This window comes from Pseudoalteromonas sp. 19-MNA-CIBAN-0066 (assembly GCF_040308705.1).
Taxonomy (GTDB): Bacteria; Pseudomonadota; Gammaproteobacteria; order Enterobacterales; family Alteromonadaceae; genus Pseudoalteromonas; species Pseudoalteromonas nigrifaciens.
Genome location: NZ_JBEONZ010000011.1, coordinates 86,275 through 99,532, shown reverse-complemented (window position 1 = coordinate 99,532; position 13,258 = coordinate 86,275). Strand labels below are relative to the sequence as shown.

Genomic DNA, 13,258 nt, shown 5'->3' with positions numbered 1-13,258 from the left:
ATCACGTAAAGCCCAGTTGTACAACTGGTGATGGTGGACAAACAAATCCATCAGCGATTCTTCTTGAGAAACTGATGATTTCATTTTATATGTAACTTTACGGATTGCTTTTTTCATAACAACTAATTATATTTAGTTATTATGAAAAAACAAGCCCTAAATACGCTGTATCACAGCGTTTATAATATTCACTATTATTTAGTTCTTGTAACTAAATATCGTCATCGCTGTATCACGCCAGAGGTTGCCGCGTACTTAGAATCTCAGTACAAAAGGTTGTTAAAATCTTGGGATTGTGAGCTTTTGGAGTGCAATGGTGAGCCAGATCACCTTCACCTTTTAATTTCTGCTAATCCCAAGATGCAACCAAGTAAAATGGTGAACAGTTTAAAAACTGCTACATCAAGACTTGTGCGAAAGGAGTTTTCCGAACACTTGGGTGAGTTTTACTGGAAGCCAGTTTTTTACAGCAGAAGTTATTGTCTGGTTAGTTGCGGAGGTGCGCCACTTGAAATCGTGAAGCAATATTTAGCTCAGCAGGAAGGATTTGATTAAAGCCACCACTTCGTGGTGGTGCGCCTTTCACCACCACCTAAATTAACTCGCTTTGGCTCATTAGATTTAGATGGAGCACTTGGCGCTATTGGGTAGACGTTAGTTTACCTCGCGCAGGGTTTTAAAAATTTAACAAGCGCGGCATAAAGCCCCACCTACGGTTTAACCCAAACACCGAGCTTGGTTTTTTTCTACCTAAAACCTGACGCCTAATACCTAAAATCTAAACCTTTACCGTAGGCGTGAGTTTACCTCGCGCAAGGTTTAAAACTTAACAAGCGCGGCATAAAGCCCCGCCTACGGTTTAACCCAAACACCGAGCTTGGCTAATTCCTACCAAAACCTGAAATCTGAAACCTACAACCTAATACCTCAAACCTGCTCTTCCACATCTATTCGCAAAACTGGTACAAACTTGTTAGCAGTGGCTGGCGTATTTCATCACGTTCAAATAATAGTTCGTGTTTAGCGCCGGCAAAGCTTTTTATTACTGCTTGGTTATGTCGGTTTGCCAGTTTATGTTGCGCGGTGTTATCTACTACTTCGTCGCGCTCTGCGCTGGCTATAAACAGTGGAATATTAATACTTAACTTATCAACCGATGCAATAAAGGTAAATGCGGCTTGTAGCCAGCCATAGGTTACGCCACCAAGCTGCAGCAGTGGGTCTTGATAGGTTTGCCTAAAAAATTTATAACGCACTTGGCTGCTAGTTAATGTATTTAAGGCAAACTCATCTGGGCTGTAATCGTTTTGCCCAAGGGCATAACTTTGTGAAAAACCGAAAAGCACAGCTGCGTTAGCAATTAGTTTTGCCAACGGTTTTGGGGTGTTTTTAGTGTGAATGTCAAACATGGGTGCCGATAAAAACAATCCACTAAAACTATTTTCAAAGTGGGCTAAATAGTCAAAGGCAATTGCACCGCCCATTGAGTGGCCAAGCAGTATTTTTTTGCCTTGCCAGTGATTATCAACAATTTGTTGATTAAATAAATGCAGATCGTGGCGATAATCAGTAAAACATTTTACATAGCCTTTATGCTTATTAGCTAAGTGTCGGTAAGAGCGACCTTGCCCTTGATGATCAACAATAAACACGGCAAAATTATTAGTGTACAGCTCCCACAATAGCTCTTTGTATTTATCAAGCCCTTCTATGCGCCCTGAGCTAATTACAATCGCGGTATGCGCCTGCTCAGGTTTTGCATAGGCATAAAATAACTGCCCGGCAGGAGTATTTAAATAGGCTTTAACTAGGGTGTTGTTATAAAAATCATTAATACTGGGTTGATTATTAACAAGCTCGTTTTCGCTACTGTAAAACATTCACTACTCTTTTATTATTGGTAAAGTAACCATGGCGCACAGGCCACCTTGTGGTTTATTTGATAAAACCAAGCTGCCGCCATGAGCAATAATGGCATTTTTAGCAATTGCTAAACCTAAACCCGTGCCACCACTCACTCGGTCACGCGCATCTGACTGCCTAAAAAACGGCTCACATAACTTACTAAGCTGGTTGTTTGGTACACCTGGGCCATCATCACATATTTCAATATAAATGGCATCACCGTGCTTTAGGGTAAGGCTAATAGTGTGCTGTGCATATTTAATCGCGTTGCGCAGTAAGTTTTCCAGTGCGCTGGCAATTAGCGCTTCATCGCAATTTAGCGTTACCGCCGCCGAGCCACTTACCTGCAGTTGCTTGTTATGCTGTTTTGCTTCAAAAGTGGCATCGTTAAGTACATGATCAACAATATCTTGCAGTGACTGTTTGTGTAGCGATAACGCTTGGCTATTTGCCTCCAAACGCGACACTTGCAATACATCGGCAATCATTTTATCAAGCTGGTTGGCTTCCTTTTCTATGCGTAGTAAATATGATTGGCTGGCTTCGTTAGCTTGCATTTGCGCAAGGCCGGTCGCCATTTTTAAGCGAGTAAGTGGCGAACGTAGCTCGTGTGATATATCGGCCAGTAGGCGCTTTTGTGCGCTAATTAATTGCGCTAATTGGTCGGCCATACGGTTAAAGTCGCGCCCTAATATTCCCAGCTCATCTTTACGATTAGCGGATATAGCAGCCCGGGCTGTTAAATCGCCGGCAGAGAGTTTAATAGCCGCTTTTTTTAAGCTATTAATAGGGGCAATTAAGTTACGGCTAAATAAAAAACTCAAAATAAGTGAGGCAATAATCGCAATCGATATTTTTATCCATTTAGGCATTAACATTAAGCGCACGAATAGCGGCGGCTGGTGGTTTATGTCTATTTCGTATAAATAAAAATGGCCCTCAGGTACATTTATACTGATAGGGCCAAAGGCCTGAAAATGCTCGGTAAATATTACCTGCGGCAGCATATTTTTACTAAAATTAAGCAAGCTTAAATCAATATTGCTCGGCACTTCTTTACTGGTTATAAAGTCATCGCTTTGCGCGGCACTTAAATACAATAACTTACGTTTTGATAGCCTAGGGTGAGTAACAATATCGCTCAAGGTACGCTGATGCTTGGTAACTGCGCGCTCAATACTTTTAGCGGTATGAGCGAGGTTTTTTTTCATCGGCCCTTTTAATGGCTCATTACTGAGAACATTAATTAGCGTAATATGGCTTAAAAAAACAAGCGCAGCTATGGTGCCTATAATGGTAAGCCAGAACCAAATAAATACTTTAAAAAACAAGTAGTGATGCGGTTGCTTTAGCCACGCAAAGTAGGGCGCTTTATTCGCCTTGAATAAAGACATAGCCCGTCCCTCTAATGGTTTTAATTAGCTCGTTAGGTAAGTGCTCAGCTATTTTTTTACGAATGTTGCTAACGTGCATATCAATAGAGCGATCAAACGAGGCTAAGCGCCTGCCAAGTACATCTTCACTTATTTGCTCTTTACTAACCACCTCGCCAGCATGTTTGGCAAGTAATGCGAGTATTTCGTATTCGGTGCCAGTAAGGGTTAAGGTTGTTTGTTTAATTAAGGCTTCACGAGCAGCCAAATTAATAGTAACCCCGTTAACCACTAATTTATTATTGCTAGTGGCATTCATGGTGGTTATATGTTCAATTCGGCGCGTAATTGCTTTAACTCGAGCAAGTAATTCACGATGATTAAAAGGTTTAGGTATGTAATCGTCTGCGCCAAGTTCAAGGCCAAAAATACGATCAAAATCTTCGCCTTTGGCGGTAAGCATAATTACCGGCGTAAGCTTGGTTTGCCTAAGTTGTTTAAGTACTTCAAAACCATCAAGGGTAGGCAGCATTACATCAAGTAGTATTAGTGCGTAGTCGTTCGCTTGCGCTAGCTTTAGGCCTTGCTCACCGTCGTGTACGCTTTGCACGCTAAACCCTTGCGCAGTTAAATACTCGCTTAATAGCTCACACAAACCTGTGTCGTCATCAATCATTAATAGTTTCATTTTCAAACCCTTGGGTTGTGCCGTATGTGCTGATTTTACCTGCTTAATAGTACAAAAGTGAATCTTTACATAACCTTTACACTGCTTTGCGTTACTTTGCATTGCAGCGGGTATAGTTAGCTCAACAGATTAAAACAACCAATCCAATAGTAAAGGTAATGATTATGACTAAAGTAAATACACTTTCAAAACTAGTACTTATTTGTGGCTTAGCAACCGCTACTTTCGGTGCAACCAGTGTTATGGCCAAAGGCGATATGCATAAGCAAGGTCGCCACTCACAAGCGCACTTTTTACTATCGGAGCGCGGCGCTGATAAACTCGATTTAACACAAGAGCAGCAAACTAAATTAGAAGCTATATTTGCAGCACAAAAAACGCAAATGCAAGCACTTAAAGGCACCGACAAAGAAGCGCGCAAAGCACAGCGTACCGCTCACAAAGCTAAAATGGAAAGCTTGTTATCAGCTGCAACGTTTGACGAAAATGCAGCAAAAGAGCTACTAGCTCAACGCCACGAAAAAGGTGAAGAAATGGGTTTAATTAAATTAAAAACTCAACACCAAGTATGGCAAGTTTTAAATGCAGAGCAGCAAGAAAAGTTTGCAAAAATGCAAAAGCGTATGGGTAAGAAAAAACATTCAAAATAGCTTTTAGTTGGATAAGTTTTTGACTAGATAAAATAAAACACCGAGTTCAATTTGAGCTCGGTGTTTTGCTTTGTATGTTGTTTAAGTAAAACAAGGTGTCAGGTTTTAGATAGAGACAAATCCAAGCACGGTGTTTAAATTACCCGTAGGCGGGGCTTTATGCCGCGCTGGTTAAAATTTAAAAACGATTGCGCGAGGTAAACTCTCGCCTACAAACTCTAGGCAAAACCTACTTACTACTTAAAAAAGTCATCTTCATTTTTTGCCATCATGGCTTCTATGTCTTCAATCATGTCTTGGCTAAAATCTTCAGCTGAAGTAATAGGGGCTGAAATTCTATTATTTTCAAACGACCATTCGCCTAAATCAATAAGCTGACAACGTTTTGAACAAAACGGGCGGTGTGGGCTTTGCTCTGACCATTCAACCTTACTTTTACAGGTTGGGCAGTTAACAATAGTTGGCATAGTAATCTCTCAATCTTGTTTTAAATAGTGCTGTCTAATAGCCAAACTCTAAGTCAGTTTAAATGCTTTTAGTATTGTATTGGCTTTTAGAGGGTCGTATCATTTTTCTGATACCTGATACCTGATACCTGATACCTGATACCTGATACCTGATACCTGATACCTGATACCTGATACCTGATATTAAAAACTCGTTACCCGGTTAATCTCAGCTAACGAGGTCATGCCGTCGGCGGCTTTACGAATGCCCGATAAACGCAGGTTATTAAATCCGGCTTTAAGCGACACTTCAGCTATTTCTAGTGAGTTACCACCGCGCATTATAATTTGTGCTATTTCTGGGGTAATTTTCATTACTTCGTAAATACCTACACGTCCTTTATAGCCATCGGTACAGTTTTCGCAACCTTTAGGAGCATACAAGGTCATTTCACTAATTTGCTGCTGGCTAAAACCTTGGCGTAGCAGTTCTTCACTAGGTAAATTTTCAGGCGTTTTACATTGAGGGCATAAGCGGCGCGCTAGCCGCTGAGCTATAATTAAGCTAATTGAACTTGCTACGTTATATGCAGGTACGCCCATGTTTAATAAGCGGGTAATGGTTTCGGGCGCTGAGTTAGTATGCAGAGTCGAAAGCACTAAGTGACCTGTTTGCGCCGCTTTAATAGATATTTCGGCGGTTTCTAAGTCACGTATTTCACCTACCATTACTACATCGGGATCTTGGCGTAAAAATGCGCGCAATGCGTTGGCAAAGGTCATATCGGCTTTAATATTAATTTGTACTTGGTTAACCCCTTCGAGGTTAATTTCTACCGGATCTTCGGCGGTACTAATATTACGCTCAGGCTGGTTTAATATATTTAAGCCGGTGTAAAGCGATACCGTTTTACCCGAGCCAGTAGGCCCAGTTACTAATATCATCCCTTGTGGTTGCTCAAGCGCATCCATATACAGCTTTTTTTGCTCGGGTTCGTAACCTAATACATCAATGCCAAGCATGGCGCTAGATGAATCAAGAATACGCATTACAATTTTTTCGCCCCACAAGGTGGGCATGGTGCTTACCCGAAAGTCGACACTTTTACGTTCGGTTATTTTTAGCTTTATGCGGCCATCTTGTGGTTTACGCTTTTCGGCAATATCAAGGCGCGACATTACTTTAATACGCGCCGACAGCTTAGTTGCTAAAGTGTTTGGTGGGCTGGCTACTTCGTGTAAAATGCCGTCAATTCTAAAGCGAATACGGTATTTGTGCTCGTAGGGTTCAAAGTGTAAATCAGACGCACCTTTTTTAATCGCATCCATTAATATTTTATTAATGTAAACAATGATTGGTGCATCGTCTTTATCATCATCTTTAGAGGTGTCTTTTTGTATATCGGCGTCTAGTTCGGCAAATTCTTTAAACTCGTCATCACTTAAATTTAAGCTGCCAGAGGCATCAAGCAATTGTTCTATTTTTTTATCGAGTTGAATGTAGTCAACCACTACCACTTCGCAAGACAAGCCGGTACTAAATTCAAAGTTTTCAAATGCGCCGTAATCGGTAGGATCAGAGGCGGCAATATACACTTTTCTGCCTTTTTGTACTAAAGGCAAAATATGATGTTTACGGATCAGTTTTTCTTTTACTAACTCAGGAGAAATAAGTGCAGTATTAAAGTCTTTTAAATCAAAAAAAGGCACCCTAAATAAATCAATGCATTGCGCCGCTAAATCTTTACTGTCAATTTTTCCACATTTAGCAATAAGCTCAGCAGTAGAGGCAAACTCTTGCTGTTTAGTTTTTACTATACCGGCATCAACACGGCCAAGGGTAATAAATTTTCTTAATAACGGTGAGTTAATATTCATTGCGCACCTGTATAAATCCTTCAATAGTTAGCAATTTATCAGAAAAAAGCAGGGATTACATTGCCCATCACAATCTAGGCTAATTTTAGCAACTAAAATAACTGTTTTTATAATTTATGGCTATTTTAACGCCAGTTTTAAATAGCCTTTATGTAAAGCTATTAAGTCGTGCTTAACCAAAGCTAAGCTACGATCGTTATCTAAAATATCATCTGCTTGTTGTTGTTTTTGTTCACGCGACATTTGCGCGGCAATAATACTATTTACTTGCTCTAAGCTTATGTTATCACGTTTAACCGTGCGCTCTATTTGCACATTTTTTGGCACGTCTATAAGTAAAGTGCGGTTACAGTATTTATCGAGGCCGTTTTCAAAAAGTAGCGGGGCAACCAGTATCACATAAGGGCTGGTGGCATTATTTAAATCGGTAATAATTTGCTGGCGAATAAGTGGGTGTAACAGGGCATTTAACCAGTTTTTATACTCAGTATTGCTAAAAACTAGCTCGCGTAAAGCACTGCGGTTTAAACTGCCGTCGGCTAAGAGTATATCAGCACCAAAGTGTGTAACAATTGCCTTTAGCCCTTCGCTGCCTGGCTCAACTACTTGGCGCGCAATAATGTCGGCATCAACAACGCAAATATCCAGCGCTTCAAGCATATTGCTTACAGCCGTTTTACCACAGCCTATACCGCCAGTTAAACCCAGCACCCAATTATTTATGTTTGTTACTTTAACAGTTTGTTCGCTCATATTAGTAACCAATTAAATTAAAGTAGCTAGTTTGCAATTGCTCGCCCCATAACATGGTGATCCAGCCTGCAATAGCAAGGTAGGGGCCAAACGGAATGGGGGTGGCTTTGTCTTTACCCTGAATAGTTAATAGCGCAATACCAATAATGGCGCCCACTACGCTCGAGAGCAAAATAATGGTTAATAGTGATTGCCAGCCAAGCAAAGCACCAAACACGGCAAGTAATTTAAAATCGCCATAGCCCATGCCTTCTTTACCGGTAAGTAATTTAAATAGCCAAAATACGCTCCACAAACTCAAATAGCCGCAAGCAGCACCAATAATGGCATCAGTTGGGGTAACGGTATAGCCCAGTACTGCAGCAATAAGCGCCAGCCATACTAATGGCAGGGTAATTTGGTCAGGCAGTAGCATATGGTCAATATCAATAAAGGTAAGTGCCACTAAAGCCCAAGTAATTGCTATATAAAGTAAAGCTTGCTCGGTAGCGCCTAGCTTATACGCAACTACTAAGCTTAATAGTGCAGTTATTGCCTCTACAATAGGGTAGCGAGCCGATATAGGGTTACTACAACTGGCGCATTTACCTTTTAAAAATAACCAGCTAACAACGGGTATATTTTGCCACGCTTTAATTGCAGTTTTACATTTAGGGCAGGTAGAGTTGGGTTTTACTAAATTAAAAGTTGAGTTTAAAGACTCGCTTTCATCTGCTTTATTACTTTTAAGTTCACTTTCTAACAGCAAGCGGCATTCGCCTTGCCATTCGCGTTGCATCATTAAAGGTAATCGGTAAATAACTACATTTAAAAAACTGCCAACACATAAACTCACCAAGCCAATAGTGGTTAAATAAAACCATAATTGGCTTTGCATTACTTCTATAATACTTTGCATATAACGACCAAATAATTAAATAATGAGTTTAAAAAAACTAAATAACAGAGCCTAGTTGGAATATAGGTAAGTACATGGCAACAATTAAACCACCTACTAGCACGCCTAGTACTGCCATAATCATCGGCTCTAATAGGCTTGATAGTCCATCTACTGCATCATCAACTTCTTGCTCATAAATAGTCGCTACCTTACCTAGCATGCCATCGAGCGAGCCTGACTCTTCACCAATAGCCACCATTTGTATTACCATATCAGGGAATATTTTAGAGTTACGCATTGCCCAGTTCATTTGATTACCCGAGCTAACTTCGGCTTTAATATCTAAAATGGCATAACGATAAACCGCATTACCTGAGGCACCTGCAGCAGAGTCCAGCGCATCAACTAGCGGTACACCAGCCGCAAAAGTAGTCGAAAGCGTACGAGCGTAACGGGCAACAGCAGCCTTATTCAAAATAACGCCAATGATTGGTAGTTTTAAAATGGCTCTGTCGGTAGCGTCGCGCAGTTTTAAACTTTTAAGGTGCGCTTCTTTAAACGCCCAGCCAAATGCAAACATTATTATAAGTATTATCCACCAGTACTCTTGCATAAATTCCGATATACCAATTACGAACAAGGTAAAAGCAGGCAGTTCAGCACCAAACCCAGCAAAAATATCCTGAAATTGCGGTACAACAAATATTAGTAATATGGAGGTAACAATAAGTGCGATAACTAATACCGCAATAGGGTAAAACATCGCTTTTTTAATTTTTGATTTAAGCGCTTCAGACTTTTCTTTATAAATCGCAACCCGGTCGAATATTTTATCTAAAGCGCCAGACTGCTCTCCCGATGCCACTAAATCGCAATATAAATCATCAAAATAACGCGGGTGGCGTCTTAGTGCTTGCGATAGCGGTTGCCCAGCTTTTACTTCATCAGCAATGGTTTCCATTAATTTACTAACGCTTTTATTGGATGAGCCGGAACCTATCATTTCAATTGACTGAATTAGCGGTACGCCCGCCATCAGCATTGTAGCAATTTGCCGAGTCACCAAAGCAATATCTTTTGGGGTTATTTTTTGTTTGCTTGCGATACCAAAAAGGGGCTTTGCTTTACGTTTAACTTTTGAGGGGGTGATACCTTGTTTACGTAATTGGGCTTTGACTAAAGCAATACTTGCGCCTGACATCTCGCCTTCAAGGCGTTTACCACGAGCACTTACGCCTACCCACTCAAAGGTATCAAATCCTTTTTTGTCTGGTTGTTTTGCCATTACTGATCCTCGAAGTAAGTAAGTTTACAGTTTGCATGAGATATTTGCCCGTGGGACCAGAAGTTAGGTCCTAAGAAGCGATCATTTTTACAGTCATAACTGATAAATGTTAATACTAAATATAAGATTAACACTGGTATGAGTGCTATGTGATATTTAATTTTTTTTCTTTTTAATATTATCTCACCTGAATTGTTGTAATAAATTAACACGCCAATAAATAGAAATAAAAATGTTTGAGGGATTGGCATCACTACTATCCCACTAAAAAGTGAATATGATAACGCTCCTACAACACATAGAAAGCAGCTTTGGTAGTAACCTCCACCTTTTTTATTTAATCTTTTTATGGAGGAGTTTATCAATTTATATAATAAATATAAGAATAAGGCTGTTGCTACTGCACCCCAGTCATATATAACTTGCAAAATACTATTATGTGGGTGGCTTACACGGAAGTGCTCATTATAATAACTCCCAGGACCATTCCCAATAAGTAGATTTTTCAATTGTAAGTTTGTTATTAAGTCATGCCAAATCTGAACTCTGCCAGAGCTTGTTGTCCTTAATACGTATGTAAATGATGTGTTGAAAGAAAAATATAAAGAGTTAAAAATAAAGAGTGTTACAGCTAAGATAATGAGAAAAGTTATTTTTTTTAGTGTGGTAACGTTATATATTTTTAAAATATACCCAATAAATATTGTTGCTAAAGTTGCTATTATTGCTCCTCTAGCACCTGTGATGAGGAGCAGTGTTAGATTAAAAATTAAAAATATAGTCGCTATTCGCTTTAATTTAATATCATTTAAATAATAGATGAAAATAGGTATGCTAATAACTTGTATTTGGTTAAAAAAGCGAATGTTATTAAAACCAAATATAATATCATCTGCTGTCGGTATGTTTTTATCGAAAATATAAAAGCTATAGTTTAAAAGTGAACAACAAATAATTACTATGTTGAATGAGGCGATGGATAAAAAAATAATAGGTAAATTTTTACTTAAGTTTATACCTAAAAAGATTAGGTTGATAAGTAAAATAGAATGTAAAAAATAGTGTAGTGATGTAAATAGGTGCTCACTATAAAAGACCGATAATATTCCTGATGAAACTAAAATATATAATAAAATAGAATTTTTTTTGCTAATTTTTGGAATGAATCTTATTGTAAAACAAGTAGTAGTTAATAAAACCACTTGCATAAAGCGTTTTGAATCATAGAGTTGGGAAGTTAATATATTTAATAAAAAAATAAAAAATAAAAAAAATGTAGGTAAAAAATAGTTAGTGTCACAGACATAGAAAGGGGCAGAGCCCCTTTCTTTAAATCGATTAAGTGCCACGACAATTTGATGGTAAGTATTTGTCGTCAACAGTACCAGCTGAACATGTCCATTTGATTGAACCCGTTCCTGCAACGCTAGGAGTAAATACTACTGTTTTTCCGTCTTCAACTTTAGCTGTATATGTAACAGTTATCACACCGGCATCAACAACAACGCTTTTAACTGCATTGCCAGTGATTGTTGTTCCAGTTGGTAGACCAGCGGCGGCATTGTCGGCAGGCCAGCCTGCTTCTGATACGTAGTATTCAGTTACTGCTGCTTTAGCTGATGCGCCTAAAGTGATTCCTTCACTTACATGAGCGCGCTTTGTATAATCTTGATACGCAGGCAACGCGACTGCTGCCAAAATACCGATGATTGCTACTACAATCATTAATTCAATTAGGGTAAAACCCTTTTGACTTTGTTGTGTCATTTTTTCCATGTTCCTCTCCTAAAGGATAGTGTTTTTTGTAAGCTAAATAAATTATGTTAGTAAAGTGTGTAATCACGTTAGCTATTGTAACTGCTTTATCTTACGTTTTTTTTAAAATCGTTAAATTACTAATACCTGACCCAGTGCCTAGCTAACTAATGCTGGATAGGTTTTAGCAACTATTAAAATTACTCTGTTAGATCTACTTTAGCACTAAAACAGCTGATTGAAAGCGGCTTTAACTGCATTTCATCGAATTTTAAAAACTTTCTTCACCCACTACTTGGTATTAATGTTGTTTATTTAACTCACAGCTTTCATCAAAGTAGCCGTGCGGTGTAAAACAATACCTGAAAGTAGTTCTTTAGAATTGGTTGAAAGTTAATTCATTCATCCTAGAGGCTTACATTAGCACTATTTCGTATTATATGAAGCACTAAAATTAACAATTTGTTACAGTGTAAGCCTTTCGGCGTATTTAATGCTTTTTTAATCAGTTTGTCAACGCATTAGGGAAACATAATATTTGTTATTTAGTTTAATTATTAATCAAATCGCATTGATAAATCGATTGATTGTAAGTTTTTTGTTAACGCCCCGCTCGATATAAAGTCTACCCCAGCTTGTGAGTAAGTTTTAAGCGTTTGTAGGGTCATATTGCCCGAAACCTCAAGTTTTGCACGTTTGTTAGTAACTACTACAGCTTGCTTAATTTGCTCTACGTTAAAGTTGTCGAGCATTATAATATCGGCACCCGCATCTAGCGCTTGTTTTAGATCAACAAGTGATTCAACTTCTACTTCTATTGGTTTGTTTGGTTGGTTTTGTTTAGCTTGCGCCACGGCTTTGTTTATACCGCCACACGCTGCTATGTGATTTTCTTTTATTAAAAACGCGTCGTATAAACCAATACGGTGGTTTGCACCGCCGCCACATTTAACGGCGTACTTTTGTAAAATGCGTAAACCAGGTATGGTTTTACGGGTATCGAGTAGCTGGGTTTTTGTACCCGCAAGTTCTTTTACATAATGAGCTGTGGTAGTAGCAGTACCCGAAAGTGTTTGTACAAAGTTAAGTGCTGTACGCTCGGCAGTTAAAATAGCGCGAGCCGAGCCAGTTGCTGTAAATAAAGTACTGTTAGCTTTAACTGCATCGCCATCGTTTACTAGTACATTTACTACAACGCTTGGATCTACTTGCTTAAATACTTCAATAATTAGGTCTTTACCACAAAATATGCAGTCTTCGCGGGTAATTACTTTAGCGTTCGCTTGCTCGTTTTCAGGAATAAGTTGCGCGGTAATGTCGCCATTTTCAGCACTTTGGTAATTTAAATCTTCACCAAGTGCAAGAGTAACTAGTTGACTAACTAAAGTGTGTGGAATAGGCATAAAAAAGCTCGTAACAGTAAATAAATTAAGCAAATTTTACTATGTTTGAATTGCAATAACCAGCTTTGTGGTAAAGGCTGGTATCAGGTTTTTGGTAGAGAGCAAAGCAAGCTCAGTGTTTAGGTTACACGTAGGCGGGCTTTATGCCGCGCTAGTTAAAATTAAAAAACTGCGCGAGGTAAACTCGCGCCTACAAGTTCAAGATCAATCAAGCTCGGTGTTTGGTAAGCTTTTATTGCTGC

General features: G+C 39.0%; 13 protein-coding genes. 2 read left to right on the top strand and 11 right to left on the bottom strand.

Features of this window, described 5'->3' with window-relative positions; genetic code table 11:
• Positions 1–141 precede the first annotated feature (141 nt).
• Complete coding sequence (tnpA, locus tag AAEZ18_RS09015) at positions 142–555, top strand: IS200/IS605 family transposase (protein WP_262976927.1); 414 nt, start codon at positions 142–144, stop codon at positions 553–555.
• Between the two features lie 392 nt (positions 556–947).
• On the opposite strand, the gene AAEZ18_RS09010 is transcribed toward tnpA, so the two are convergent.
• The 3 genes from AAEZ18_RS09010 to AAEZ18_RS09000 are packed head-to-tail and all read right to left on the bottom strand — an operon-like array spanning position 948 to position 3,966.
• Positions 948–1,880 carry an alpha/beta fold hydrolase gene (locus tag AAEZ18_RS09010; protein ID WP_350594544.1) on the bottom strand — a complete coding sequence of 311 codons (933 nt, stop codon included), beginning with the start codon at positions 1,878–1,880 and terminating at the stop codon, positions 948–950.
• A gap of 3 nt (positions 1,881–1,883) precedes the next feature.
• The gene (locus AAEZ18_RS09005; RefSeq protein ID WP_350594542.1) at positions 1,884–3,299 is read right to left on the bottom strand and encodes an ATP-binding protein; all 1,416 of its coding nucleotides are present in this window, start codon (positions 3,297–3,299) and stop codon (positions 1,884–1,886) included.
• Complete coding sequence (locus tag AAEZ18_RS09000; protein ID WP_350594540.1) at positions 3,277–3,966, bottom strand: response regulator; 690 nt, start codon at positions 3,964–3,966, stop codon at positions 3,277–3,279. Before AAEZ18_RS09000 ends, AAEZ18_RS09005 begins: the two co-directional genes overlap by 23 nt.
• 164 nt (positions 3,967–4,130) lie before the next feature.
• Between AAEZ18_RS09000 and AAEZ18_RS08995 the strand changes: the two genes are divergently transcribed.
• On the top strand, positions 4,131–4,616 hold the full coding sequence (locus AAEZ18_RS08995; protein ID WP_086996570.1) for a Spy/CpxP family protein refolding chaperone: 486 nt from the start codon (positions 4,131–4,133) through the stop codon (positions 4,614–4,616).
• Positions 4,617–4,852: 236 nt separating this feature from the next.
• Here the strand turns inward: AAEZ18_RS08995 and yacG are convergent, their stop codons facing one another.
• The 8 genes from yacG to nadC form a co-directional block, all read right to left on the bottom strand.
• Entirely contained in the window at positions 4,853–5,083 is a 231-nt protein-coding gene (yacG, locus tag AAEZ18_RS08990; RefSeq protein ID WP_011327088.1) for a DNA gyrase inhibitor YacG, read from the bottom strand.
• 183 nt (positions 5,084–5,266) lie between these two features.
• The gene (pilB, locus tag AAEZ18_RS08985; protein WP_350594538.1) at positions 5,267–6,940 is read right to left on the bottom strand and encodes a type IV-A pilus assembly ATPase PilB; all 1,674 of its coding nucleotides are present in this window, start codon (positions 6,938–6,940) and stop codon (positions 5,267–5,269) included.
• A 120-nt stretch (positions 6,941–7,060) separates the two neighbouring features.
• Positions 7,061–7,693, bottom strand: coding sequence for a dephospho-CoA kinase (gene coaE / locus AAEZ18_RS08980; RefSeq protein WP_350594536.1), 633 nt, complete (start codon positions 7,691–7,693; stop codon positions 7,061–7,063).
• A gap of 1 nt (position 7,694) precedes the next feature.
• A complete protein-coding gene (locus AAEZ18_RS08975; RefSeq protein WP_350594533.1) occupies positions 7,695–8,591 on the bottom strand; it encodes a prepilin peptidase in 897 nt (298 codons plus the stop codon).
• 37 nt (positions 8,592–8,628) lie between these two features.
• Positions 8,629–9,858: a type II secretion system F family protein gene (locus tag AAEZ18_RS08970; protein ID WP_350594531.1), complete on the bottom strand. Its 1,230-nt coding sequence runs from the start codon at positions 9,856–9,858 to the stop codon at positions 8,629–8,631.
• Complete coding sequence (locus tag AAEZ18_RS08965; RefSeq protein ID WP_352255304.1) at positions 9,858–11,207, bottom strand: O-antigen ligase family protein; 1,350 nt, start codon at positions 11,205–11,207, stop codon at positions 9,858–9,860. Before AAEZ18_RS08965 ends, AAEZ18_RS08970 begins: the two co-directional genes overlap by 1 nt.
• Positions 11,197–11,634 carry a pilin gene (locus tag AAEZ18_RS08960; protein ID WP_350594526.1) on the bottom strand — a complete coding sequence of 146 codons (438 nt, stop codon included), beginning with the start codon at positions 11,632–11,634 and terminating at the stop codon, positions 11,197–11,199. Before AAEZ18_RS08960 ends, AAEZ18_RS08965 begins: the two co-directional genes overlap by 11 nt.
• 536 nt (positions 11,635–12,170) lie before the next feature.
• Positions 12,171–13,016, bottom strand: a complete 846-nt coding sequence (gene nadC / locus AAEZ18_RS08955) for a carboxylating nicotinate-nucleotide diphosphorylase (protein WP_350594525.1) — start codon at positions 13,014–13,016, stop codon at positions 12,171–12,173.
• Positions 13,017–13,258 lie beyond the last annotated feature (242 nt).

What these genes read in the sequence shown, in the direction of transcription:
- AAEZ18_RS08975 (WP_350594533.1), bottom strand. Translation starts at nt 8,591, where the DNA reads ATGCAAAGTATTATAGAAGTAATGCAAAGCCAATTATGGTTTTATTTA.
- nadC (WP_350594525.1), bottom strand. Translation starts at nt 13,016, where the DNA reads ATGCCTATTCCACACACTTTAGTTAGTCAACTAGTTACTCTTGCACTT.
- AAEZ18_RS08995 (WP_086996570.1), top strand. Translation starts at nt 4,131, where the DNA reads ATGACTAAAGTAAATACACTTTCAAAACTAGTACTTATTTGTGGCTTA.
- AAEZ18_RS09010 (WP_350594544.1), bottom strand. Translation starts at nt 1,880, where the DNA reads ATGTTTTACAGTAGCGAAAACGAGCTTGTTAATAATCAACCCAGTATT.
- tnpA (WP_262976927.1), top strand. Translation starts at nt 142, where the DNA reads ATGAAAAAACAAGCCCTAAATACGCTGTATCACAGCGTTTATAATATT.
- yacG (WP_011327088.1), bottom strand. Translation starts at nt 5,083, where the DNA reads ATGCCAACTATTGTTAACTGCCCAACCTGTAAAAGTAAGGTTGAATGG.
- pilB (WP_350594538.1), bottom strand. Translation starts at nt 6,940, where the DNA reads ATGAATATTAACTCACCGTTATTAAGAAAATTTATTACCCTTGGCCGT.
- AAEZ18_RS08970 (WP_350594531.1), bottom strand. Translation starts at nt 9,858, where the DNA reads ATGGCAAAACAACCAGACAAAAAAGGATTTGATACCTTTGAGTGGGTA.
- AAEZ18_RS09005 (WP_350594542.1), bottom strand. Translation starts at nt 3,299, where the DNA reads ATGTCTTTATTCAAGGCGAATAAAGCGCCCTACTTTGCGTGGCTAAAG.
- AAEZ18_RS08960 (WP_350594526.1), bottom strand. Translation starts at nt 11,634, where the DNA reads ATGGAAAAAATGACACAACAAAGTCAAAAGGGTTTTACCCTAATTGAA.
- AAEZ18_RS09000 (WP_350594540.1), bottom strand. Translation starts at nt 3,966, where the DNA reads ATGAAACTATTAATGATTGATGACGACACAGGTTTGTGTGAGCTATTA.
- coaE (WP_350594536.1), bottom strand. Translation starts at nt 7,693, where the DNA reads ATGAGCGAACAAACTGTTAAAGTAACAAACATAAATAATTGGGTGCTG.